Here is a 24,423-nt window from a genome sequence, read left to right as displayed (position 1 = left end):
CCTCCGTCGACCCAACCCGAGAACGGCTCGCTCTGCCCTAAAGTGCCTGTCCATGAGCGCCGACATCGACCAGACGCGTCCCCCGACCTCCGCCGTCACCAAGGCGGTCGTCCCGGCGGCGGGTCTGGGCACCCGTTTCCTGCCCGCGACCAAGGCCACTCCCAAGGAGATGCTGCCGATCGTGGACAAACCCGCGATCCAGTACGTCGTGGAGGAGGCGGTGGAGTCGGGGCTCCACGACGTTCTCATGATCACCGGGCGGAGTAAGCGCTCCATCGAGGACCACTTCGACCGCGCATATGAGCTGGAGGTGGCCCTGAAGGCCAAGGGCGACACGGAGCGACTCCGATCGGTCCGCGAGTCCAGCGACCTCGCCCAGGTCCACTACGTTCGCCAGGGTGAGCCCCGCGGCCTCGGGCACGCCGTGCTGTGCGCGGAAGCGCACGTGGGCGACAACCCCTTCGCAGTGCTGCTGGGCGACGATCTCATCGAGACCGCCGACCTGCTGCGGCGCATGATCGAGGTGCGCCGTGAACACGGTGGCAGCGTCGTGGCGCTCATGGAGGTGGAGCCCGAGCAGGTCTCCCTCTACGGCTGCGCCGCGGTGGAACCCACCGAGGAGGACGACGTCGTCACGGTCACCGACCTGGTGGAGAAGCCCTCGCGGGAAGAGGCACCGAGTCGTTGGGCGGTCATCGGCCGTTACGTGTGCGACCCCGCCGTCTTCGAGGTCCTGCACCGCACCCCGCCGGGCCGTGGCGGTGAGATCCAGCTGACGGACGCCCTGCTCGAACTCGCCCGTACCAAGCCCGAAGAGGGCGGTGGCGTACGCGGGGTCCTGCTACAGGGGCAGCGCTACGACACCGGCAACAAGGCCGACTACATCCGCACAGTGGTGGACTTCGCCTGCCGGCGTCCGGACCTGGCGGAGGAGCTCCTGCCCTGGCTGCGCGAGTTCGTCGACCGTCACGACAGGACCGATCGGAGCTGATCTCGACGGAGCCGACCAGGCCGGACGGCCTGGTCGGCACGTCCCAGCGGTGCCAGTGGTCACAATGGGGTGGGGACGGACCACGAAAGTGGGACGTTCCCAGCGCGCACCCGAACCGGAGGGACCCCATGAAGAGCGTCGAACAGCACGTCTCCGATCTGCTGGCACTGGTCGCCGTGCCCGAGGCGACGGAGCTCGACCTGCTCCGGGCCCACGGGACGGTGCTGGCCGAACCGGTGTTCTCCGCGGTGTCCCTGCCGGGCTTCGACAACTCCTCGATGGACGGTTACGCCGTACACGCCGCCGATCTGGAACACGCCTCGCCCGCCACCCCGGTCAGACTGCCGGTGGTGGCCGACATCCCGGCGGGCGACCCGTCCCCGAGCGCGATCCGCCCCGGCCTGTGCGCGCGCATCATGACCGGCGCACCCATGCCCACGGGCGCCGACGCCGTCGTCCCGGTCGAGTGGACCGACGGCGGGAGCGTGGAGGTCCTCATCGAACGTCCCGCCACGCCCGGTGGGTTCGTACGCCGGAGCGGAGAGGACGTGGAGGAGGGCGCGAGGGTACTGAGCGCCGGGAGCCTGATCGGCGCGGGGGAGATGGGTGTGCTCGCGGCGGTAGGCCGACGGACCGTTCCGGCCCTCCCCCGGCCCAGGGTCGTGGTTCTCTCCACGGGGGAGGAACTGGTCGAGCCCGGGCGCCCGCTCGGCCCCGGCCAGATCTACGAGTCGAACAGCTACATGATCGCGGCGGCCGCGAAGGAGGCCGGTGGTGAGGTGCACCGCCACGGCTCCGTCGGAGACGACCCGGTCAGCGTCCACGACGCCCTGGACGGGCTGCTGCTCCGCGCCGACATCGTCGTCACCACCGGCGGCGTCAGTATGGGCGCCTACGACGTGGTCAAGGAGGTGCTCAGCAGGCAGGGCACCGTCGAGTTCACCTCGGTGGCCATGCAACCCGGCAAGCCTCAGGGCTACGGCACGATCGGCCCGGACAGGACCCCCATCATCACGCTGCCGGGCAACCCGGTGAGCGCCTTCGTCTCCTTCCAGATGTTCGTACGGCCGGTGCTGCGGAAGCTGCGCGGTCTCGACCCGGGGCCCCTGCCCGGTGTGCGCGCCAGGCTGTCCACCGCGGTCACCTCGCCGAAGGGACGACGCTCCTACCTGCGCGCGGTGCTGGAACCGGCGGCCCCCGGCGCCGAAGTGGCGCACACCGTCGCGCCCGCGGTCCGGCAGGGTTCACATCAACTGTCCGCGCTGGCCGACGCCAACGGACTCCTCGTCGTTCCGGAAGAGGTCACCGAGCTGCCGGCCGGCGCGGTCGCCGAGGTCCTGGCACTGCCCGGGCACTGACCTGAGACGGTCCCGACGCCGTTGTCACCGTGGAGGAGTACGGTCATCCGTGGGACGCGCCACCGCGCGCCCCACGCGGCCGGCGCACCGATGGCCGTGTGGTCCACACGCGAAGACAACGGGTGACCCCGATGACCGAGACCCCGAAGCCGGCGGCGCACCCCTCCGGCCTCACCCACCTCGACGAGTCCGGCGCCGCGCGCATGGTCGACGTCTCCCGCAAGGACGTCAGTGCCCGTAGTGCCACCGCCACCGGTCGGGTCCTGCTCAACACCGCGACCATCGCCGCCCTGCGCGGCGGTGAGGTGCCCAAGGGCGACGCCCTCGCGGTCGCGCGCATCGCCGGCATCCAGGGGGCCAAACGCACCCCGGACCTGGTGCCGTTGTGCCACCCCATCGCGGTGCACGGCGTCGACGTGGACCTGACGGTCCTCGATGACGGCGTGGACATCTCCGCCACGGTCCGTACCGCCGACCGCACGGGTGTCGAGATGGAGGCGCTCACCTGCGTGATGACCGCGGCGCTGGGCCTGGTCGACATGGTCAAGGCCATCGACCCGGAGGCCGAGGTCACCGCGGTCAGGGTCGAGGAGAAGCTCGGGGGAAAGAAGGGGCACTGGAAGCGTGGTGACTGAGTCGAGAGAACGGTCGCCGCACCGGGTCGCCGTGGTCACCGCCTCGAACCGGGCGGCCGCCGGGGTCTACCCGGACCGTTCCGGGCCGGTGATCGTGGAGCGTCTGCGGGACCTGGGCTTCACGGTGGTGGGGCCCTGGGTGGTGTCGGACGGTCCACCGGTGACCGCGGCGCTGTTGCGCGCGCATGGTGAGGGGGCCGACGCCGTGCTCACCACGGGTGGCACCGGCCTCACTCCGCAGGATCGCACCCCTGAGGCCACCCGCCCCCTACTGTCCTTCGAGGTCCCCGGGATATCCGAGGCGCTGCGCGCGGCGGGACGCGACAAGGGGATACCCACGGCGATCCTCTCCCGTGGTCTGGCGGGGGTCGTGGAGCGGGACGGGCACAGCATGCTCGTGGTGAACCTGCCCGGCTCCCGGGGCGGTGTGCGTGACGGAATGGACGTGCTGGCACCCGTTCTGAGACACGCGGTCGACCAGATGCGGGGCGGTGACCACCCTCGGTCGGAATGAGACCCGGTAATGACCACAATCACATCCCGGGCATTCCGGAGGCAGAGAATTCCTTGACCCTAGTACGGTTTTCGGTGCAGGAGTGAATGGAGTTTGGAATCATCCGATTCCAGTGTGGCGGAAGCTACACCCGCCGCCGCACGTCCGCGGGGTGGAATACTGGACGGGCTCACCGGCGTCGGGCGCGGCCACGCCCCGAGGTCCGGTGGCGTATCCGCGCCGGGTGGTGCACAGGGCCACGGAGGGACGACGTGAATCGCAGACAGAGGTGGCCGGTCACCCTGCGGGAGGGGGCGATCGCGCTTCGTCCGCTGCGGCTGCGCGATGCTCCCGACCTGCGTGACACCCGTGCGCGCAACGCCGAGTGGTTGCGCCCGTGGGAGCCCACGTACCCGGAGATGCCATTGCGCACCACCGGGGTCGCCCCCTACCTCGCGATGATCCAGGCCATCCGCCGCGAGGCACGCCAGGGGCTGTCCATGCCCTGGGCGGTCACCTATGACGACCGTTTCGTCGGCCAGCTCACAGTGGGCGCCATCGTGTGGGGTTCGGCCAGGTCGGCGCAGGTCGGTTACTGGATCGACAACGCCTACGCCGGTCGGGGCATCACACCGACCGCGGTCGCGCTGGCCGTCGACCACTCCTTCTTCAACATCGGACTCCATCGGATCGAGGCCAACATCCGACCCGAGAACCGTGCCAGCAGACGCGTGGTCGTCAAACTCGGTTTCCGGGACGAGGGCGTGCGGCGCAGACAACTGCACATCGACGGGGCCTGGCGAGACCACATTTGCTACGGGCTCACCGCGGAGGAGGCGCCTCGGGGGGTTTTGCGTCGTTGGTACGACGGAGGGTCTTCCGGTCCGACTGCAGAGGGTGGTTCCGGCCCTGGTTCCGCTTTGGGGCCACATGGCCTGAACGGTGGCGAGGATCCACGTGATCCGGCGAGTCCACCCCCGGGGCCGAACTGAACATGGCAGCATGCACGGGTGTATCCGAAGCCTAAACCTCTCTTTAAGAACATTGCTTCATTACTTTGCGTTGAATTGGCACTGCGCTCCGCAGTCACTGTCTGACCTGGGATTTCTACAGGAGAGGTGAGGCGACCGAAACTGAGGGTCCACAATCTTGCGACACTCCGGTCGGAATGCGGCGCATTTATGGACACGGGGTCGTACCGTGCGGAACATAGACGCATTGACGATGCGGGCAACGCGTGGATATGGCACACGGGATTCGCTCTCGCCCCGACACGGGGCGGGAACGAGGTCGGGTCGGGAGACGTCGGTACTCCCGAGACAGTGTTCATGTACACGCGGCGCGGTGTCGACGAAGTGTCGATCAACGTTCAGTGGCCGTCATCGTGAGGAGGGGTGATGAGCAGCTCTCCCCTGTACCTCGCCATCGTGGTGGTCTGGCTCATCGTCTTGGTGCCGATGCTGCTGCGCAAGGACGCGGTCGAACCGGTTCACGAGGAGACCCGTCGCGACGACGCCGAAATGGACATCGACGAGGCCGATGAGGCCTTCGAGGAGGATGCGGCGGACGAGGAGGACCCGGATCTCACCGAGACCCAGGTCATCACCCGCCCGAGGGCACGTGAGGAACACGTGGCCGAGGTCGAGGAGGCGCGTCCCGTCGAACGGCGTCGCGTCCCCGCACCCGAACCCCGGGGCCGGGTCATCGCCCGCCGTCGCCGACGTACCAGTGGGCTCACCCTGCTCAGCGTCGCCACCATCGTGGCCGTCACCTTCGGACTCGGCCCCTGGTGGGTGATCGCACCGCCGGTCCTGTTGCTCGTCGGGCACCTCGCGCTGCTCCGGGAAGCCGCCAAGGCTGACGCCGAGCATCGCCAGGCCCGCCTCAGGGCACGCCGCCAGGCCTTGCTGCGTGCGCGTCGGGCTCGCGACCGCGAGGACCACGAGGCCTGGGAAGCCGAACGCCTGGCCAAGGTGATCGCTCTCAAGGAGCGTCGCAGCCAGGTCTACGACCAGTACGCGGACGCCCGCCTGAGGGCCGCCGGAGACTGACCCCGGTCCGAACACCGGACACGGTGTTCGGACCACCCGAACTTTCCTGCTAAAGTTGGTGACGTCTTCGGGGCTGTGGCGCAGACCGGTAGCGCACCTCGTTCGCATCGAGGGGGTCAGGGGTTCAAATCCCCTCAGCTCCACCGAAGAGAAGAGACCCGGGAAAAGGACGAAGTCCTTTTCCCGGGTCTCTTCGTTTTTTCGTGCAGGAAAGCAGGGCCCGATCCGTGGATCGGGCCCTTTCTCGTGCTCGTCTCGGGCCGGACGCCGTGCTTGCCATTCCCTGTCGCGGGAGGTCATCCGGACCTGAGCCCCGAGTGTCACCGGCGAAGCGTCTATCCCCTGCGGCGGGGTGGTGCCGATGTGGTCCCAGCCTATCCACCGAAGTACGGGAACGCCCATGGGTTCGGGAAATCGGATCGTCAAACCGAATCTTTACAGTGGTAACTTGCCGCTGTATAGTTCCGGACATGGCAGACGGATACCACCACGGAAACCTACGGGCCGCAGTGCTGGAGCGGGCCGCCGAGGTCATCACGGAGAAGGGCCCCTACGGCTTCAGCCTGCGATCGCTCGCCGCGGACCTCGGGGTCAGCCACACGGCGCCCAGGTACCACTTCGGCAGCCGGGAGGGGGTGCTCAACGCGCTGGCCACCGAAGGCTTCACCGAGCTCGCCGACCGGCTCCGGATCAACCGGGACGCTCGCGGCGGTTTCCTGGAGGCCGGGGTCGTCTACGTGGACTTCGCCATCGACTTCCCGGCCCACTTCACCGTGATGTTCGAACCCTCCCTGTTGGACCAGGACGACCCCGGGTTGCGCGCCGCCCGTGTGGCGGCTTTCGCCGAACTGCGCTCGGGGGTGGAGTCCCTGGCGGAGGAAGGGCGGGGGGTCGCCGACGGGCCGGCCGCGGTGGTGGCCGGGTGGTCGATCGTGCACGGTCTGGCGACCCTGGCGCTCACCGGGAACCTGGACGTTTCCGGGGTGCGTGAACTGTTCGGTGACACCGACCTGCCGACCATCACCCGACGCAGTGCCGGACTCCTGTTCGGCCCTTCGGACCCACCTCCCGACAACGAAGTGGAGTAATCATGTCGGCGTCCACACTCATCTCGTCCGGGGTCGTCCTGCTCACTGTCGTGGGCATCGCCTACGGCGGTACATTCCTGTTGCGTGTGGTCAACGGACGGTTCCCCGCCAACGACCTGCAGAAGTCCTACTTCCGGGCCGGGCACGCCCATGCCGGGGTCCTGGTCATCCTCGGGTTGGTGGTGCGGCTGCTGCTGGATCAGCCCACCGTCCCAGGCTGGGGGCGTTCGGTGGGCGACCTGGTCCTGGCCGCGGCCATCCTGATCCCCGCGGGCTTCTTCCTGTCCGTGGTCGGCCGGGACCCGCGGACTCCCAACCGGCTCCGGTACCTCATCTGGGCGGGTGCGGTGAGCCTGGTCGTCGGGCTGTTCGGTGCGGGGGTCGCGTTGATCGTGGGCGGGGTGGCGCTCATCTGAGCCCTTGCCGGGGTGAGCGGTCGGTTTGAAAGGAAGGACCAAACTCGCTTTTGGTCATGTCCCAAACGGGGGTTCCCGGGACACCAGGGACGCGCGTCCGAATGGAACCGGGTTTTCAAACGATCACTTAAGGTGACGACCTCTTCGGGTGAAGGGTCGCAGAAGTACCGCTATGTGGGGGTTTCTGGGGTGATGCGTGGATGCGGGCGCCCGCCGTTGACGTCGTCACACGTCCCGGTGCCAGGTGGAATCGGGTTCTCCGCAGCGATTTCAACACTCCTGGTGACAATAGCGAGATCGTCGCCCTCCGTTATGCCGACCTCTTCTTATTTTGCTTATCAAGGGAGTTGTCTTTGCAGGTCATCGGGGAGCGTGTCGTGCGGGGGCGATGAGGGAAGCCGGCCTGAGCTGCGCCGATTCCGCCTTCTGTGGTTATTTCCGAAGTGCTGGTGCAACCTTTGGTCGTCCCTCGGCCATAAGATGATGAATATTCGGCCTCGGCCCTTGTGGACTCTGCCGCGATAGGACATCTTGGTTCCGGGATGGGCTGGAAACACCAAGAAAGGTAGATGCCATGATCATGCACGCGCAGAGCTCCCGTAAGAACAACGGTTGGACCTGGTGGTAACCAGATCGGCCTGACGACGCCCACGCGGTGTCGTCACGCTCCGAGGGCCCGTTCGACACTGTCGGCGGGCCCTTACCCATGTCCACCCAAGACGTTTCGCTCCGTGATCAGGGGGAGATCTGACCGAACACCCGACAGGGTAGGAGTTCGATACGTCGTCCGGACCGTCCGGGTCGGGGCCGAAACGAACGCGAAGGGGCGACCAGTAGCAGTGTCCGACTCCCCTCAGCAGTCAGGCGGATACGAGTACTCGAACGAACCGGAGCCCGCGGGCGGTTACACGCGCCCACCCGTCCCGGAGGGTGCACCGGGCCGACGCCCGCCCGAGAGCCGGGTGGAGCCCGTCACCGAGGAGCCCACGGCCGTCGCGGGTGAGGGCTTCCGACGCACCACCAGGGCGCGCAACAAGGCGATGAGGGTCGAACGAGGTCGGGGATTTTGGGGTCTGGCCACCTCCACCGTCCTGTACGTGATGGTGGTCGGGGGCATGGCCGACTACGTCGATCCGCAGGTGCGCGTCATCGCCCACCTCGGGTTCTGGCTGTTCATCGGGGTGGGCCTGGGGCTGGCGGTGGCCCGAGAACGCCGGCACGACTGGGCGCCGCGGCCACGGTGGCCATGGCTGCTCGCGGCGCTGGGCGGCGCGGTGGCGGCGGAGCTGCTCATCCTGGCGGTGGGATCGCCCGCGATCATCGTGGGATCGATCATCCTGCTGGTGCTGGGGGCGTTCTTCCTCATGCTGGTGGGTTGAACACCGGGCCGGCGGGCCGCGGGGCGACGCGGCTCAGGTGGCCTCGTCGTCGAAGGGCGGGCGCTTGCCGTTCAGGCGGGAGACCGGCTTCTTGGCGGACTCCTCCTCTTCCTCCCAGAAGTGTTTCTGGATGAATCTCTTGGGGTTGAGGTCCTGGACGTCGAAGTCCTTGTACTCCGGGCCGAGCCCCTCCTTGATGTCGCTGGAGGCGGAGTTGGCCATGGTACGGAGCTGGCGCAGGACACGCCCGATCTGCTGCGCCGCCTTCGGGAGCTGGTCCGGTCCGAAGATCAGCAACGCGAGAAGGATGAGGAGGACGAACTCTCCACCGCTGATGCCGAACATGTGTGGTCCTCGCCTTCGGGTGCTGACCGGCTTCAAGCAGGTTAACCGGTATCGCCACGCTTGGGTAACCGTGTCCCCATCCAACACCCATCCCTCGCCCACTCGGCGCATGTCAGGGCCCGGAACACGAACCAGCCCCCCACTCGGGGAGAGCGGAGGGCTGGGGAAACGCACGTGTGACGGTCAGACCGTGCGAACGTCCGCCGCCTGCGGGCCCTTCGGGCCCTGGATGATGTCGAACTCGACCTTCTGGTCCTCTTCCAGGTTCCGGAAGCCGGTGCCCGCGATCGCCGAGTAGTGAACGAACACGTCGGGTTGACCACCCTCGACGGCGATGAACCCGAAACCCTTCTCAGAGTTGAACCACTTCACGGTGCCCTGAGCCATGTGCTCTCCCTTGGGGACTACGACGGGACCGCACCCTGCTGGTCCCGGGTCGCCGGGCGCCGGACCGAAGAAGGGTCATACCCGAATCGACAAGCGCCCACGTGAAGTTCCGCGAGGCGCCTCGGGCATCCATGGAAACTACAACAGCAACCAGTTGCAGACAGTACCAGGGAGGATGGGGCCTTGCCGAGGCTTTTCACCCAGGAATCCCTCATATCGGAGTGTCCTGTTTCGGCTACTCGAAAAGGTTGATTTCCAGCCCTTCTGCCACTAATGGAGTTGTGCCCGAGGAACGGTTTCCGCCGTTCCCCGGGGTGCGTCACTCCTCAGGAAGCGTCACGGCCGTAGATCCACACCTCGAACCACAACCGGTCGCCCCAGGTGTCGTCCGGCAGTGGATAGGCCGATAGGACCGGGTAGAGGTGGGCGAAGTGCGCGATGGTCAACAACACCACCACACCGAAGACCACCCCGCCGAGCGCACGTGTGTAGGGAGCGAATCGTGGACTGTCCTCTCCCGAACCCATCAGCATTCCCAACATCAGCACGATGGCGAGCACCAGGAACGGCAAGAACGGCAGCGCGTAGAACAGGAACATCGGGCGGTCCGGATAGGCGAACCACGGGAGCCAGCCGGCGGCGACCGCGAGCAGCACCGCGCCGGCCCGCCAGTCGCGGAAGGTGATCCACCAACCGAGCATCACGACCATGGCGAGGATGCTCACCCACCAGATGACCGGGGTGCCGATGGACACCACCGACGTCACACAGCTCCCGGTGTCGCACCCGACGGCCTGCCCGTCGTAGTGGAACATCACCGGGGTGCGCATGATCAGCCACTCCCACGGCGCGGAGATGTAGGTGTGGTCGCTTGAGAGGTTGGAGTGGAAGTTCATCATCCGGCCGTGGTAATCGACCAGACTCCACAGGGACTCCAACGGCGTGGACAGGAAGTCCGGTAGCCAGCTGGGGGCCAGACCTTCGGCGAAGTCCCGGTTGTAGCCGCCGCGGGTGAACAACCATCCGGACCAGGAGACCAGATAGACGATCCCGGCGACCACCACGGTCTGCAGGAAGGCGGGGATGGCGTCGGTACCCAGCCAACGGCCGAAGACACGGCGCTGGCCGACGCTGCGCCGGGCACCGTAGTCCCAGGCGACGGTGAGCAGGCCGAAGGCGGCGATGAAGAACAGGGCCGACCACTTGGTGCCGACCGCCAGGCCGAAGCACAGACCGGCCGCCAGACGCCACCAGCGCATGCCGAGCCAGCCCACCGTGGTCAGGTCCACCCCGGCCTCCGCCAGGCGGACCAGACGTTCCCTCGTCTTGTCCCGGTCGATCACCAGACAGGCGAACCCGGCCAGGATCCACAAGGTGAGGAACATGTCCACCATGGCGATACGGCTCAGGGTGAAGTGCAGGCCGTCCAAGGCCAGGAGCAGGCCGGCGGTGCAGCCGAGCAGCAGGGAACGGGTCATCCGTGTGGCGAGCCGGACCAGGATGAGAACGGAGATCATCCCGGCCAGGGCGGAGGCCACTCGCCAGCCCTCGGGGCTGACCTCGGCGCCGAACGGCATCAGCGCCCACAGCCAGTCGCCGAGCGCGATCATCCACTTGCCCACCGGCGGATGGACGATGAAGTCACCCGTACCGGTGAAGATGTTCGGATCGCCCTCGGCCAGCATGGTGTCCGAGTTGTCGTGGGTTTCGTGCTCGTATCCGAAACGCCACAGGGCGAAGGCGTCCGTGGCGTAGTAGGTCTCGTCGAAGTAGATCCGTTCCGGCTGCCCGAGGTTGAAGAACCTGAGCGCTCCCGCGAACAACGCGACGAGGCCGGCTCCCAGCCAGCCCAGCCACACGGGGGTGGGCATGCGGGGCACGAAGCGGGAACGGAGATCGGAGGGCCGGGCCGCGGCCGGAGGTTTCGAGGGCTCGGCCTCGCTGCGAAGTGCGGTGGTGGTCATCTCGGCTCGTAGGTTGGGGTCAGAGATGGGGGTCCGTTGCGGACGGGCCGCGAAACCGGGTTTCGGATGGTTCGATCATGGCCAACCGTAGCGCGACAGGACGGGGATCACAGTGGTTGAGGGTGTTGAGGAAACGCAGCGGAGCGGGAGGCTCGTCCTGGCGGGGTTGCCCATCGGGAACCTGGAGGACGCGCCACCTCGGTTGTTGCACGCCCTGGAGGGGGCGCGTGTGATCGCTGCGGAGGACACGCGCAGACTGCGACAATTCGCCTCCCGTGCGGGCATTCGTCTGGGCGGTGAGTCCGGGGCCCGTGTCGTGTCCTACTACGACGCGAACGAAAGCCGCAGAGGGGACGAACTCCTCGCCGATCTGCGGCGGGGCGAGGAGATCCTGGTCGTCACCGACGCCGGGATGCCGGGGGTGTCCGACCCCGGCTACCGCCTGGCGGCGGCCTGTGCCGAGGAGGGGATCCCCGTCACCTCGATCCCAGGGCCGTCGGCGGTGACCACCGCCCTGGTGGTCTCCGGACTTCCCACCGACCGATTCTGCTTCGAGGGGTTCCCACCGCGCAAGGGCCTGAAGCCGTACCTGGAGGAGTTGGCAGGCGAACGCCGAACGATGGTCTTCTTCGAGAGTCCGCACCGGATCGCCGCCACCCTGGAGGCGATGGCCTCGGCGTTCGGCGCCGATCGTCGGGCGGCGGTGTGCCGTGAGCTCACCAAAACCTATGAACAGGTGCGCCGAGGCGGGTTGGGCGAGCTCGCCGCATGGGCCGCCGACGGTGTGCGCGGTGAGATCTCCGTGGTGGTGGGGGGCGCGCGACCCCGTGCGGAGCACACGAGTGACACCGACCTGATCGCCGCCGTGGGTGCGCTGGAGGACGAGGGGACGCGCCGCAAGGAGGCCATCGTCAGGGTCGCCAAGGAGGCCGGGGTTCCCAAACGTCGTGTCTACGACCTGGTCCACGGGGTCGTCGAGGCGGAGTGACTTCGGCTCTGAAACCGGTTCCCGGTTCCGTGCGTCGAACAGCACTGAGACCGAAGTGACGAAAGAGGATTCCTTCATGCGCAGTGAGCTCTTCCAACAGGCCCAGGAAACCCAGCAGCCGGGGATGCACCTGCAGAACCGCAAGATGCTGAGAGTGGGGCTCAACGGTGAGTTCTACGCCCGCCAGGGATCGATGGTCGCCTACCAGGGCGGGGTCGACTTCGCCTATCAGGGTGCGGGTAGCGTCGGCCGGTTCATGAAGAAGGCGTTCACCGGGGAGGGCCTGCCGCTGATGAAGGTGTCCGGGCAGGGGGACGTGTTCTTGGCCCACGAAGCCTGGGACGTGCACTTGATCGACCTGGAGGAGGAGTCTCTCACGGTCAACGGCGCCAACGTCCTGGCCTTCGAGCCCACCCTGAACTGGGACATCCAGAAGGTGCAGGGGTTCGGCGGCATGGTGGCCGGAGGACTCTTCAACACGGTCTTCTCCGGTCGGGGCCGGGTGGCCGTGGCCTGTCACGGAACCCCGGTGCTGCTCAATGTGGACCAGCCGACCTTCATCGACACCCAGGCCGCCGTCGCCTGGAGCACGACCCTGCAGGCGAACATTCGCAGCACGGTCAAGGCCGGAGCGATCATCGGGCGCGGCAGCGGTGAGGCCTTCCAGCTCGCCCTCCAGGGGCAGGGCTTCGTCCTCGTCCAGGCCTCCGAAGGTGCGCCGGCCCCCACCAACGGCTGAGCGGACCGCAGACGAGGAGAGGGCCCCCAACCGCGCGAAGCGATTCGGGGCCCTCCCGTTTCTCGGACCGGTGAAGGCGAGTTACACGACCGCTCCGTCGTCCGCCTCACGGGCGGCCTTGGCCGCCACCTTCTGCTTGGCCTTGCGTTCCTTGATCACGTGCGGCGCGGGCGTTTTGTCCCACTTCTGCAACCAGATGGCGATCGGGACCGCGACGAACACGGTGGAGACCACACCGGTGGTCAGACCGACCAACATGGCGATGGAGAAGTCCTGGAGCGAGGACCCGCCGAGGAAGGTGAGGAAGATCAGGATGATCCACGCACCGACGGTCGTGTTCACCGTACGCGGCAGGGTGTTGAGAATCGCGCGGTTGGCGATCTGAATGAACGTGGACTTGTCGTCCTTCGCCCATTCGTCTCGCACCCTGTCGAATACCACCACCGAGTCGTTGACGGTGAAACCGATGACACTCAGGATCGCCGCGAGGAAGACCCCGTCGATGGGCTTGCCCAACCAGATGAACAGACCGATGACCAGCATCATGTTGAAGGCCAGCGACAACATGGTGGAGACACCGAACGACCAGCGGAAACGCCAGGCCAGGTAGGCCATCTGCAGGGCCAGGGCGCCGGCGAGCGCGATCAGGGCCCGGTTGCGCAGCTCGTCGCCCATGCTCGGACCGATCAGCTCGTCGCTGACCATCTCCACGCCACCGGTCTCCTCGGTGAGGGCGTCGGTGATGCCGGACGCCTCCGCGTCGGAGATGTCGCCCGTGCGGACGGACAGGTCGCTGTCACCGGACTCCTGGACCACTGCGGTGTCCGAACCCGCGAAGTCGAGTCCGGAGATGACCCCCCGGGCCTCGTCGATGGACAGGTCCTGCTCGCCGGTGATCTCGTACTCCAGGACGCGACCACCGGTGAACTCGACACCGAGGTTGGTGTCGCGCACCAGCGGCGCGGCGATCGCGGTGACCACGATCAGGGCGGCGACGATGAGCCCGACGCGGCGGAAGTTCATCAGCTTCGGGTTCTTCTCGACCAGCCAGGTGCGGACCTTGCCGATGCGGTCGATGCCGCTGATCGAGGGGTGCTTCTTGATGACGGTTCGACGCACCGCCCATTCCACGAACACGCGTGCGATGACGAGCGCGGAGATCATGGAGGCGATGGTGCCCAGGCTCAGGGTCACACCGAAGCCCTGGACGGTGCCGGACGCGAAGAAGAACAGCAGAGCCGCGGCCAGAATCGTGGTGACGTTGGTGTCGAGGACCGCGCTCCAGGCCTTCTGCGTGCCCTGGACGAACGCCTTCTCCAGGCTGGGCGGCACCGCGCGGCGCTTGCGCCGGGCGAGCGCGCCGGTCTCCTTGCCGTCCTGGCCCGCGTCCTTCATGCCGGAGGCCTTGTTGGCCTCGTAGACCTGTTGTTGGCGCTGATACTCCTCACGCGCTCGTTCGAAGATCAGTACGTTGGCGTCGATGGCCATACCGATCGCCAACACGAAACCGGCCAGACCCGGCAAGGTCAGTGTGGCGCTGATGGCCACCAACGCGCCGTAGGCGATCAGGGTGTAGAACGCCAGGGCGATGGAGGCCAGGAAACCGACCATGCGGTACACCAGCGTGATGTACAGGGCGGTGAAGGCGATGCCCAGGATGGCGGCGACGGCGCTGGCCTGGATGGCGGCGGCACCGAGGGTCGGGCCGACCGTCTGACGCTGGACCTCGGTGACCGGCAGCGGCAGCGAACCGCCCTCGATCAGCACGGCCAGCTCTTCGGCGGTCTCGCTGTTGAAGTCACCGCTGATGGTGGTCTGGCCGCCGGCCATCCCCGCCTCACAGGCGGTCTCGGCGGTCACCTGTGGGGACGAGATGATCTGGTCGTCCAGGACGATCGCGACGCGACGGCGCGGGTCGCCCTCCTGGAAACAGGCGGCCTGACCGGTCAGCTCCTGCCACTGGTCACGACCCTCGCCACGGAAGCCGACGTTGACGACCCACTGCGCACGGTTGACCTGGTCGAGGCCCGCCTCGGCGCTGGAGACTCGGTCGCCCTGGATGGCGGCGTCACCCAGCTGGAGCATGTTGCCCTCGGAGTCGGGCAGGGTCACCGCGACGTCCTCGGGGTTCTCCGCGGGTGGACCGGCGGGCGCCTGGGGCATGCCGCCGCCACCCGGGGCACCGCCGCCCGGAGCGCCTTCCATGCCGCCGAGGAGTTCTTCCATCTCCTCCTGCGTCATCTCGCCGCCCTCGCCGCCGGCGGGAGCCTCGCCCCCACCTCCGGCGGGAGCCTCACCCTCGGCGTCCGCGGGGGCGCGGGCCTCGTCGGCGTGGATGGAGGCGTCGGCCGGGGCGTCGGCCGGCGGGTTGGCGAAGTCGCCGCCCTGGGGCGGCGCCTGGACACCCTGGCCACCGGACTCGCCCACTCCGAGTACCGGGTGGAAGGACAGCTGGGCGGTCTGACCGACGATCTGCGCGGCCTCCGCCGGGTCCTGCACACCGGGCAGCTCGACGATGATCCGGTTCTCACCGGAACGCGACATGTTCGCCTCGGCCACACCGAGACGGTCGATGCGCTGACGCAGCACCTCGACGACCTTGTCGGTGTTCTCCGAGTCGGCCGCGGTGCCGTCGGGGCCGTCCTGGGTTTCGAGGACGATCTGCGTACCGCCGCTCAGGTCGAGACCCAGGCGCGGTGGGATGAACCAGGCCGCGCCGAACGCGACGAGGATGACGAGTAGGGAGATGAGCGCGCGGATCCAGCGCGCTCCCGCTCCCGTTTGACTGGACAAAGGGGTGAACCTCTCACTGCGGATGGTGGAACCGGTCGCGTGCCCGGGAACCCGGACGGCTCACGCGCTGCGCGAAGTCCGGGACCGAACGGGGGGTGCGAGGGCCCGGACCCGTACGAGATGGGTGGGGACCGACCGGGTTGGTCAGACGGTGATGTGCGCGGTGAGAGGGGGCGCCCTGGTGGATGGCAGCCCCTCCGCATCGACCTGTTCGGGGACAGGATCGTGATGGGGGAGGGACAGTGGCCACCAGGGTTGGTCCCACACCGCCAGGCGCAGAGCGCACGAGGGGACCGCCTCGGGCAGGTCCCGCAGCACCAACCGCTGGTCGCAGGTGGAGGCGGGTGGCCCGAGCGCGACCGTCTGGGGGCCGAGGTGGGGCTTGACCTCCTTGCCCGCCTCCTTGGCGGTGGGGGAGGGGCCGGAGTCGACGGTGGTCGCCGGGGTGACGGCCGAACCGCCGGAGGTGGGGATCGGCTCCCCGTCACCGGACGGCGCCGCGGCCAAAGGGAAGGACAGCACGACCATCAACACCACGCCGGCGATCAGCGATGCGGTGTTCCGGGCAGGACGGGGTATGGCACGGGTATCCGTGGTGACCACCGCCTCGGTACCGGGTTGGAGGGCCGCTCTTTCCGTTCCGCGTCGGTGCCCCGGTGGCACTCGACGTCGTTGAGCCGAGCATAAGGGCAGGGACCCACCCCGGGGAATCACCGGCCGCCACCCTGTGGACAACTGTTGTGGGAACGTGTGCGGGCGATCGCCCTGAAACCCTCCATGGGAAGGAAGGCGAGGAAGCCCGGAAGCACTGCCACATCGGGGAACCGGCCCGCCGACCAGGGAAGCGGCCCGTGGACGCTCCGGCCGGCTTTAGGCTTGGGGCATGTCGTCGAATCGCCACATCCTGACCGCGGTCGCCTGGCCCTACGCCAACGGCCCGCGCCACATCGGCCACGTCTCCGGCTTCGGGGTCCCCTCCGACGTCTTCTCACGCTTCCAGCGAATGTCGGGGAGCAACGTGCTGATGGTCAGTGGCACCGACGAACACGGCACCCCGATCCAGGTGCTGGCCGACCAGGAGGGCGTCAGCGCCCGCGAGCTGGCCGACCGCTACAACCGGATCATCGCCGAGGACCTCGTCGCCCTCGGCCTCTCCTACGACCTGTTCACCCGCACCACCACCGGCAACCACTACTCCGTCGTCCAGCGGCTGTTCACCACGCTCCACGACAACGGATACGTCTTCACGCGCACCACCAAGGGCGCGATCTCCCCCTCCAACGGGCGCACCCTGCCGGACCGCTACATCGAGGGCATCTGCCCCATCTGCGCTTATGACGGTGCCCGCGGTGACCAATGCGATAACTGTGGCAACCAGCTCGACCCGATCGACCTGCTCTCGCCCCGGTCCCGGGTCAACGGGGAGACCCCCGAGTTCGTGGACACCGAGCACTTCATGCTCGACCTGCCGGCCTTCGCCGAGATCCTCACCGACTGGCTCAAGGGCAAAGAGGACGACTGGCGACCGAATGTGCTCAAGTTCTCCCTGAACCTGGTGGAGGATCTGCAGCCGCGCGCGGTCACCCGTGACCTCAACTGGGGTGTGCCGATCCCGCTGGACGGGTGGAGCGAGAACTCCAACAAGCGGCTGTACGTGTGGTTCGACGCGGTCATCGGTTATCTGTCCGCGTCCATCGAGTGGGCCGAGCGCGTGGGTGAGCCCGACGCCTGGAAGCGCTGGTGGCAGACGGAGGACAGCGAGTCCTTCTACTTCATGGGCAAGGACAACATCGTCTTCCACTCGGTCATCTGGCCGTCCATCCTGCTCGGCGCGAGCGGCAAGGGCGCCCGGGACGGCGAGGTCGGACCGCTGGGCGAACTGAACGTCCCCAACGAGGTGGTCTCCAGCGAGTTCCTCACCATGGAGGGGCAGAAGTTCTCCTCCTCGCGCCGGGTGGTGATCTACGTGCGCGACTTCCTGGAGCGCTACTCCGCCGACGCGCTGCGGTACTACATCATGGCCGCGGGCCCGGAGAGCCAGGACACCGACTTCACCTGGTCCGAGTTCGTGCGCCGCAACAACGACGAGCTGGTCGCCGCCTGGGGAAACCTGGTCAACCGATCCATCTCCATGGCGGCCAAGAACCTGGGCGAGATCCCCGCGGCCGGTGAGCTCACCGCCGAGGACCGCGAGGTCCTGGCGGGCTCCAAAGCCGCCTTCGACACCGTCGGCGCCCGCCTGGAGCGCTCACAGTTCAAGGCGGGCCTCCAGGAGGCCATGCGCACCGTCGCCGACGCCAACAAGTACATCTCCGACCAGGCCCCGTGGGCGCTGAAGAAGACCGACCCCGAGCGGATGGCCACCGTCCTGCACGTGGCGCTTCAGCTGGTCCAGGACGCCAACACCCTGCTCACCCCGTTCCTGCCGGTCGCCGCCAACAAGGTGTACGCGATGCTGGGCGGCACCGGGACCTGGACCGGTATGCCCCGGCTCGAATCGGGCCACGACACCATCGGTGGGTCCGAGGAGCAGGTGGAATACCCGGTCATCACCGGTGACTACGCTGACAACGACGCCCGGTGGGCCTCGACGCCGATCGTTCCGGGTACCCCGCTGAGCCGTCCGGAGCCGCTGTTCACCAAGCTCGACCAGTCCGTGGTCGACGAGGAACTCGCCCGCCTGGCCGGGGACGCCGAGTAACCGAGGACACGAGCACCCGCGGGCCCCGAGGACGACTCGGGGCCCGCCTGGAATTCCTGACGAAGTACGGACAACGGGGGGACGGTCGACGTGGGTAAGCGCAGTGGCAAGGCGGTCAAGGAGCGCAACGCGCAGACTCCGCCGGCGGCGCCCGAGGCGTTGCGGGTGCGGGTGGCCGACAGCCACACCCACATGGACATGCAGACCCCGGAGGTCCCCGAGATCATCGCCGCCGCCGAAGCCGTGGGCGTGACCCCGTTGGTGCAGGTGGGTGTCGACCTGCCCTCCTCGCGCTGGGCGGTCGAGGTCGCCGGGCAGTACCCGGGGAAGGTGTGGGCAGCGGTGGCCCTGCACCCCAACGAAGCCCCGCGCGTGGTGCACGGCGACGGCGCCGAGGGTGTGGAGGCCGACGACACCGACTGGACGGAGAAGGCCCGCCCCGCCGGTGGTGTGGCGGCCTTGGAGGCCGAACTCGCCGAGATCGACGCCCTGGCCGGCCTCCCCGAGGTGGTCGCGGTCGGAGAGACCGGCATGGACACCTTCCGCACCGGTCCCGAGGGCACGCGTGCGCAAGAGGAGTCCTTCCGTCGGCACATCGCCATCGCCAAGAAGCACGGCAAGGCGCTCATGATCCACGACCGGGAGGCGCACGACGCCGTCCTGCGGATCCTGGCGGAGGAAGGCGCCCCCGAACGGGTGGTCTTCCACTGCTTCTCCGGTGACGCCGACATGGCCAAGGTGTGCGCCGAGCACGGCTACTTCATGAGCTTCGCCGGCAACGTCACCTTCGCCAGCGCCGAGCCCCTGCGCGAGGCGGCCCACGTCGCCCCCGCCGAGCTGATCCTGGTGGAGACCGACGCGCCCTTCCTCACCCCCAAGCCCTACCGGGGTAGGCCCAACGCGCCGTACCTGATTCCTCTGACGCTGCGAACGCTCGCAGAGGTCAAGGGGATGGACGAGGACGAGCTCGCCACCATCGTGGCGAGCAACGCCCATCGAGCCTTCGGCTTCTAGAAGCCGCGTTTGCGCCAGGCGTTCTCGCGACCCTGGCGATCGATCCGCTTCCACTCCTTACGGCGGGCGGCGCGCAGCCGGACGTCGTTCCGGCTCCGGTTCCACTCGGCCTCTCGACGCAGCCGGAACCAGCGGTCCAACCGCGCCGCGTCGAGTTCGCCCTCGTCGACGGCGGCATTGACCGCGCATCCCGGTTCGTTTCCGTGCGCGCAGTCCCGGAAGCGACACTGTTCGACCAGGGCGTGGATGTCGGCGAAGGTCCGGTCCACCCCGGCCTCGTCCCCGGGCACGTCGATCCGGCGTACCCCGGGGATGTCCAGGAACAGGGCGCCCCCGGGCATCGTGACGAGCTGTCGGTGGGTGGTGGTGTGCCGGCCACGGCGGTCTTGTCGGATCTCGCCGGTGTCCATCACCTCGTGCCCGGCCAGCGCGTTGAGCAGGCTGGACTTGCCGGCGCCCGAGGTGCCCAACAGCACCCACGTGTCACCGGCGCGCAGCCGCGCGGCCAGGTCGGACAGTCCGTCACCGGTGTGCGCGCTGGCGCTGTACACGTCCGCGCCGGTGGTGACGGCCCGTACCAGTTCGAGGACCTCCGGAAGCCGGTCCCCGGCCAGCTCGGACTTGGTGACGGCCACGACCGGGGTGGCCCCGCTCGTCCAGGCGAGGCTGAGGAACCGTTCCAGTCGGCCCACATTGGGACCTTGGTCGGCGGCCTCACAGATGAGGACGGCGTCGATGTTGGCGGCCAGGACCTGGTCGTGCGAGTCCTTGGCCACGCCCTGTCGGATCAGGGTCCCGGAACGTTCCAGGACGGCCTCGACCACCCAGGTGTCACCGGAGCGTCGCACCGCCACCCAGTCGCCGCTGGTGGGCGCGGTGGAGCGGTCGACCTCGGCGGCCCTGCGCACCTCGGGCGACAGGTCGGCGGTGGCGGGTTCGGGCAGGTGGACGGCGACGGCGCCGCGTCGGGCCTCGATGACCCGAGCCGGGCGCAGGTCGTACGGGGAGGCCAGGGCGTCGAAGGCCGCGGCCGTCCGCGGGTTCCATCCCAGCCGGGTCAGAGGATGTTCGGACAGGCCGGACGTGCCGGTGTGTTCGTTGTGCTGACTCACGTCGTCTCTTCTTGGTACGGCGCGAGTCGGGGCCGTCGGTGTGCGGCGGCTCAGGACTCGCGGGAGTTGAAGGAGGTGCCTTTGCGGGGGGTGGACACGAGTACGGGCATCGTGTGCTCCTCTCTTCTTCTCCCGCCGAGGAGACGGGACGCGGTGGACCGGTGCGCCGAGCGCACGGGCCGATTCGGGACGACTCTAGATCGAGGTGTCCCCGGGACGCCAGTGGTTTTCACGGTCCCGGGGCACATCTCGGGGGTGGGACCGGCTCAGCGGCGCCGTGTCCACACGTCGTCACCCGGACGGGGGTCGTCCCGTTCCAGGGGTGTCACGGGGGAACCGTGTCGGGGCGCGTAGGGGTCCTGGCCGCGCAGCACGGTGTGTTCGGTGGACCGATGGGAGGGGCGGGTGTAGTCCCGACGGTCGTCCTCCTCGCTGCTCAGCAGGAGGAAGAGGCTGCAGATCAGCAGGAAGACGAACAGGCCCACGATCAGCGGAAGCACCAGTTCGGCGGCCTTGGCCCCGTTCGGGGCGCCGTAGTGGGTCAGCTCCGGGTCGACGACGTGCATCCCGGCCATGCCGGTGTAGTGCATGGCGGAGACCGCGAGGCCCATCACCAGGGAGGCCCCCAGGATGGCGCCGTTGTGTTTCAGGTGTCGGGCGAACCACAGGGCTACGGTGGACGCCACCAGGCCGATCACACAGGAGGCGATGACGGGACCGGCCGCGTGGTGCATCTCCCCGTGCAGGTTGATGGACGCCATGCCGGTGTAGTGCATCGACACGACACCGACACCGAGCAGGGTCCCGGAGAGCAGCAGGCGTCCGTTGCTCTGGTTCTGGATGACCAGGTGCAGGGCCAGACCCATGAGGAGGATCGGCACGAGGCCGCTCACGATGGTCAGGAACGGGTCGTATCTGATGATGGTCCCGGGGATGGTGTGCCCCAGCATGGCGATGAAGTGCATCGACCACACGGCGATACCGCCGAGGGACAGGGCCGCCAGGACGAGCCACTGCCAACGCACCAGGCCGGACGCACGCCGGGCCCTGGAGGTGAAGACCAGCCCGAGGAAGGAACCGATGACGGAGACGGTGTAGGCGAGGGCGGGGGTGAGTAGGCCTTGGGGGAATATGTCGGCCACGGTCTCAGGCCTCTACTTTCTATGACTCCAGTCACAAATATGACTGTTGTTCACAGATGGTAGAGACGGACCATAACCCCCACCAGAGGTGCGACCACGATTCTTTTGGCCGCTTTCGGCCAGTCGCCTACCCGTGGGTTTCGACCGACCGACGTCGGGAACCGCGCTCGTCCGAGTCCGGTCGATCCTCCACGCCCAGCATCAGGAGCAGGCTGCACACCAGCAGGAAGACGAACAGGCCCACCACGAGCGGCAGGAGCAGGTCCATGCCGGACGACCCGGCCAGGGTTTCGGTGCCGCGTTCGGTCAGCGTGACGTCGATGCCGAGCATGCCCGTGTAGTGCATGGCCGACACCGCCACGCCCATCACCAGCGCTGCGGCGGCGATGCTGAGAGTGCCGCGCAGCCTCCACGAGAACCACAGGGCGACCGTGGCCGCGACCAGGGCGATCGCCGTCGCCAGAACGACGAACACGGGGTCGTGATGCATCTCCCCATGCATGTGCATCGAGGACATGCCGATGTAGTGCATGGAGACGATCCCGGAGCCCGCGATCACCCCGCTGATCAGAAGACGGACGTTGCTCGGCTTGGTGCTCATCAGGAACAACGCGATGGCCATGACGGCGATGGCGAGCAGCCCACTGAGGATGGTGAGTGTCGCGTCGTACCGGATCGGGGTGCCATGGACCTGGAAACCCATCATGGCGATGAAGTGCATGGACCAGATGGCGGTGCCACCGAGGCAGATGGCGCTCAGGGCCAGCCACCACCACCGGGCGCCGCCGATGGCGCTTCGAAGTCGGCGGGCGAACATCAGGCCGATGAAGGACCCGAGCACTGAGACCGCGTAGGCACCCGCCGGCGTCAGCCATCCCGTATTGAAGTGGTCGATCATGTTCTCCGCGTCCCGAGTCCAGAAGGATGATTCCCGTGTCTTCAGGGTAAAAGACCTGGTCCGGAGTGGGGAGAGTGGAGAGCGGTGGGACCTTGGTCCCTATCTCGATGGGACCAATGGAACCGCTCAACCGTCGGGGAAGCCGTTTTCGGTTCGCCTGGTCTTCTGTGGGGATTGTCACTGTTGGCCCGGTTCTGGTACGAACGCGCGTCCTCGACCTACTCCTTGGGCGCGCGCATCCCCTCGAAGGCGATGCGGACCAAGGCGTCGGCGATCTCCTCGCAGGCCAGACCGCGGTCGGGCTTGTACCACTCGACGATCGAGTTGACCATGCCGAACAGCAGGCGTGAGGCGACCGCGGGGTCCACGTCGCTACGGATGTCGCCGTCGACCACGCCCTCGCGCACCAGGTCGGCGATCAGGTGGTCGAAGCGGCGGCGGCGCTCCAGCGCCCGCTTCTCCACCTCGGTGTTGCCGCGTACCCGCAGCAGCAGGGTCACGTGCGGAAGCTCCTCGACCAAGACCCGGACGCTGCCGCGCATCACGTGTTCCAGGCGGTCGATGGCGTGCCCGGTGGTCGCGCCCTCCTCCCGGGTCACCGCGAACAGCGCGTCCAACGCCAGGTCCAGCGACCGACTCAGCAGTTCGGTCTTGCCGGAGACATGGTGGTAGATCGCGGACTTGGTCACGCCCAAGGCGCGGGCCAGGTCCTCCATGCTCGTTCCGTCGTATCCGCGTTCGTTGAAGACGCGGGCGGCCACGCGCAGTACGGAGTCGGCGTCGTGCCCCGGGCGGCCGGAGCGGCGTCGTCCGGTCGAGCGTGCGGCGGGGTTCTCTGGTGCGGAAGTTCGGGCCACGGTTGTCGAACCTATCTTGCGGCGGAGAGCGGGAGCGCGGGGAAGGTCGACTCCCGCGCACGTGTCGACCGGATCGGTCTACTGAACGAACGGTCGGTAACACACCCTAGGGCCCCGACCACCACCGGAGGAAGGACGAAGGTCGTGCCGAACGGCGGCGCCGACCTGCCCGAACGTCATCGTGGCCGCCGCCGGAGGCGTTCCGGGTTCATGGCGACGGTGTATACCGCGAGCGAAAGTCCTGAAACGGAATAACAGGATCTAATTCGACGACACAGGCGGAAATGGTTGCAGATCACGTGTCGGGAAACAAACACCTCTAAATTCTTTTCTGCGAAATAGCAGGTCAGAAGGTACGGAAATATTAAATGCCGGAAAAGCCTGCGCGGGAAACGCCGGCGACTTATTCTCGAACCGTCCCCACGGGACACCGTTCGATTCCGCCCGCGGGCCGACCGGATCGGCTCCGCCCTCACAAAGGAACGTCGTGCACGCCATCGACCAGCAGATGCGGGAGATGCTCCGGACCCCTGGCGTACGCAGTGTCTGCCTCGTCGACTGGCGAGGCGACCGCGCCCTTGCCCACGTCGGAGAGGACGACGGGATCTCGGGTGCGGCGGCGATGCTCCAGGCCATCGACGGCGGGCCGCTCTGCGCCACCCAGGTCGTGGAGGACGTGGTGGTCACCGAGGCCGACCACCACGTGCTCTTCGCGGTCCTGCGCGGCTCGCACTACTGCGTGCAGGTCCGGGTGGAACGGGACCAGGGCAACCTCGGGATCGCCCTGCGCCGACTGCGCGACATGGCCGACAACGTCGAACCACCCGAACACGACACCCACCCGCCCCGCCGTGGTCGCGGCCGTGGGCCCAGGCCCAGAGCCCTGGTCACCGTGGACCGCCCGGTGCTGGAAAGGGTCCTCACCGGACTACGCGCCCTTTCGGTGGAGCGGCCCCGTGCCGGAACGGTGGTCGCGTGAACGATGGTTCGCCCCCGCGCCGCCGGGTTCCGGGACTGCGTCGTTGGATCGCCGACCGGAGAGAGCTGCGCCGAATCAACCAAAGGAAAGAGA

23 protein-coding genes and 1 tRNA gene are annotated in these 24,423 nt (G+C 67.9%); 15 read left to right on the top strand and 9 right to left on the bottom strand.

Annotated elements, in window-relative coordinates; genetic code table 11:
* Nucleotides 1-52 precede the first annotated feature (52 nt).
* From galU to BQ8420_RS03845, 10 genes are all read left to right on the top strand, one after another.
* Nucleotides 53-991, top strand: coding sequence for a UTP--glucose-1-phosphate uridylyltransferase GalU (gene galU / locus BQ8420_RS03890; protein WP_087096419.1), 939 nt, complete (start codon nt 53-55; stop codon nt 989-991).
* Between the two features lie 128 nt (nt 992-1,119).
* A complete protein-coding gene (gene glp / locus BQ8420_RS03885; protein ID WP_087096418.1) occupies nt 1,120-2,349 on the top strand; it encodes a gephyrin-like molybdotransferase Glp in 1,230 nt (409 codons plus the stop codon).
* Nucleotides 2,350-2,480: 131 nt separating this feature from the next.
* Nucleotides 2,481-2,984 carry a cyclic pyranopterin monophosphate synthase MoaC gene (moaC, locus tag BQ8420_RS03880; RefSeq protein ID WP_087096471.1) on the top strand — a complete coding sequence of 168 codons (504 nt, stop codon included), beginning with the start codon at nt 2,481-2,483 and terminating at the stop codon, nt 2,982-2,984.
* Nucleotides 2,977-3,498 carry a molybdenum cofactor biosynthesis protein B gene (locus tag BQ8420_RS03875; RefSeq protein WP_087096417.1) on the top strand — a complete coding sequence of 174 codons (522 nt, stop codon included), beginning with the start codon at nt 2,977-2,979 and terminating at the stop codon, nt 3,496-3,498. The genes moaC and BQ8420_RS03875 overlap by 8 nt, the downstream gene beginning before the upstream one ends.
* A 251-nt stretch (nt 3,499-3,749) precedes the next feature.
* Nucleotides 3,750-4,469, top strand: coding sequence for a GNAT family N-acetyltransferase (locus tag BQ8420_RS03870; RefSeq protein WP_087096416.1), 720 nt, complete (start codon nt 3,750-3,752; stop codon nt 4,467-4,469).
* A gap of 405 nt (nt 4,470-4,874) precedes the next feature.
* Nucleotides 4,875-5,528: a hypothetical protein gene (locus BQ8420_RS03865; RefSeq protein WP_087096415.1), complete on the top strand. Its 654-nt coding sequence runs from the start codon at nt 4,875-4,877 to the stop codon at nt 5,526-5,528.
* Nucleotides 5,529-5,597: 69 nt separating this feature from the next.
* Nucleotides 5,598-5,671, top strand: a tRNA-Ala gene (locus tag BQ8420_RS03860).
* A gap of 327 nt (nt 5,672-5,998) precedes the next feature.
* Nucleotides 5,999-6,616 (top strand): TetR/AcrR family transcriptional regulator, encoded by a 618-nt coding sequence (locus BQ8420_RS03855; protein WP_087096414.1) that lies wholly within the window; start codon nt 5,999-6,001, stop codon nt 6,614-6,616.
* A 2-nt stretch (nt 6,617-6,618) separates the two neighbouring features.
* Nucleotides 6,619-7,032, top strand: a complete 414-nt coding sequence (locus tag BQ8420_RS03850) for a hypothetical protein (RefSeq protein WP_087096413.1) — start codon at nt 6,619-6,621, stop codon at nt 7,030-7,032.
* Between the two features lie 839 nt (nt 7,033-7,871).
* Nucleotides 7,872-8,411, top strand: a complete 540-nt coding sequence (locus BQ8420_RS03845) for a hypothetical protein (RefSeq protein WP_235005906.1) — start codon at nt 7,872-7,874, stop codon at nt 8,409-8,411.
* Nucleotides 8,412-8,444: 33 nt separating this feature from the next.
* Here BQ8420_RS03845 and BQ8420_RS03840 read toward each other — a convergent pair whose 3' ends face one another.
* The 3 genes from BQ8420_RS03840 to BQ8420_RS03830 form a co-directional block, all read right to left on the bottom strand.
* Nucleotides 8,445-8,756, bottom strand: a complete 312-nt coding sequence (locus BQ8420_RS03840; RefSeq protein ID WP_087096412.1) for a sec-independent translocase — start codon at nt 8,754-8,756, stop codon at nt 8,445-8,447.
* A 183-nt stretch (nt 8,757-8,939) separates the two neighbouring features.
* Nucleotides 8,940-9,143, bottom strand: a complete 204-nt coding sequence (locus BQ8420_RS03835; protein ID WP_017603347.1) for a cold-shock protein — start codon at nt 9,141-9,143, stop codon at nt 8,940-8,942.
* A gap of 326 nt (nt 9,144-9,469) precedes the next feature.
* Complete coding sequence (locus BQ8420_RS03830; protein WP_087096411.1) at nt 9,470-11,107, bottom strand: dolichyl-phosphate-mannose--protein mannosyltransferase; 1,638 nt, start codon at nt 11,105-11,107, stop codon at nt 9,470-9,472.
* A gap of 112 nt (nt 11,108-11,219) precedes the next feature.
* On the opposite strand from BQ8420_RS03830, the gene rsmI reads away from it, so the two are divergent.
* Nucleotides 11,220-12,095, top strand: a complete 876-nt coding sequence (rsmI, locus tag BQ8420_RS03825; RefSeq protein WP_087096410.1) for a 16S rRNA (cytidine(1402)-2'-O)-methyltransferase — start codon at nt 11,220-11,222, stop codon at nt 12,093-12,095.
* 76 nt (nt 12,096-12,171) lie between these two features.
* Nucleotides 12,172-12,834 (top strand): AIM24 family protein, encoded by a 663-nt coding sequence (locus tag BQ8420_RS03820; RefSeq protein ID WP_087096409.1) that lies wholly within the window; start codon nt 12,172-12,174, stop codon nt 12,832-12,834.
* 81 nt (nt 12,835-12,915) lie between these two features.
* On the opposite strand, the gene secD is transcribed toward BQ8420_RS03820, so the two are convergent.
* Together secD and BQ8420_RS03810 are read right to left on the bottom strand one after the other, a co-directional pair.
* Nucleotides 12,916-15,627: a protein translocase subunit SecD gene (gene secD / locus BQ8420_RS03815; RefSeq protein ID WP_087096408.1), complete on the bottom strand. Its 2,712-nt coding sequence runs from the start codon at nt 15,625-15,627 to the stop codon at nt 12,916-12,918.
* A gap of 144 nt (nt 15,628-15,771) precedes the next feature.
* Entirely contained in the window at nt 15,772-16,155 is a 384-nt protein-coding gene (locus BQ8420_RS03810) for a hypothetical protein (RefSeq protein WP_369825466.1), read from the bottom strand.
* A 355-nt stretch (nt 16,156-16,510) separates the two neighbouring features.
* Here BQ8420_RS03810 and metG point away from each other — a divergent pair, with 355 nt between their 5' ends.
* Nucleotides 16,511-18,328 carry a methionine--tRNA ligase gene (metG, locus tag BQ8420_RS03805; RefSeq protein ID WP_087096406.1) on the top strand — a complete coding sequence of 606 codons (1,818 nt, stop codon included), beginning with the start codon at nt 16,511-16,513 and terminating at the stop codon, nt 18,326-18,328.
* Between the two features lie 90 nt (nt 18,329-18,418).
* Nucleotides 18,419-19,342, top strand: coding sequence for a TatD family hydrolase (locus BQ8420_RS03800; RefSeq protein WP_087096405.1), 924 nt, complete (start codon nt 18,419-18,421; stop codon nt 19,340-19,342).
* Here the strand turns inward: BQ8420_RS03800 and rsgA are convergent.
* From rsgA to BQ8420_RS03780, 4 genes are all read right to left on the bottom strand, one after another.
* Entirely contained in the window at nt 19,339-20,454 is a 1,116-nt protein-coding gene (rsgA, locus tag BQ8420_RS03795) for a ribosome small subunit-dependent GTPase A (protein WP_087096404.1), read from the bottom strand. The genes BQ8420_RS03800 and rsgA overlap by 4 nt on opposite strands.
* Before the next feature lie 266 nt (nt 20,455-20,720).
* Nucleotides 20,721-21,596 carry an MHYT domain-containing protein gene (locus BQ8420_RS03790; RefSeq protein ID WP_087096403.1) on the bottom strand — a complete coding sequence of 292 codons (876 nt, stop codon included), beginning with the start codon at nt 21,594-21,596 and terminating at the stop codon, nt 20,721-20,723.
* 127 nt (nt 21,597-21,723) lie between these two features.
* A complete protein-coding gene (locus BQ8420_RS03785) occupies nt 21,724-22,494 on the bottom strand; it encodes an MHYT domain-containing protein (RefSeq protein WP_087096402.1) in 771 nt (256 codons plus the stop codon).
* A 218-nt stretch (nt 22,495-22,712) separates the two neighbouring features.
* The gene (locus BQ8420_RS03780; RefSeq protein WP_087096401.1) at nt 22,713-23,255 is read right to left on the bottom strand and encodes a TetR/AcrR family transcriptional regulator; all 543 of its coding nucleotides are present in this window, start codon (nt 23,253-23,255) and stop codon (nt 22,713-22,715) included.
* 583 nt (nt 23,256-23,838) lie between these two features.
* Between BQ8420_RS03780 and BQ8420_RS03775 the strand changes: the two genes are divergently transcribed.
* Entirely contained in the window at nt 23,839-24,330 is a 492-nt protein-coding gene (locus BQ8420_RS03775) for a hypothetical protein (protein WP_087096400.1), read from the top strand.
* Nucleotides 24,331-24,423 lie beyond the last annotated feature (93 nt).

It is taken from the genome of Nocardiopsis sp. JB363, assembly GCF_900143625.1.
Lineage (GTDB): Bacteria > Actinomycetota > Actinomycetes > Streptosporangiales > Streptosporangiaceae > Nocardiopsis.
This window is presented reverse-complemented; position numbering and strand designations above follow the sequence as displayed.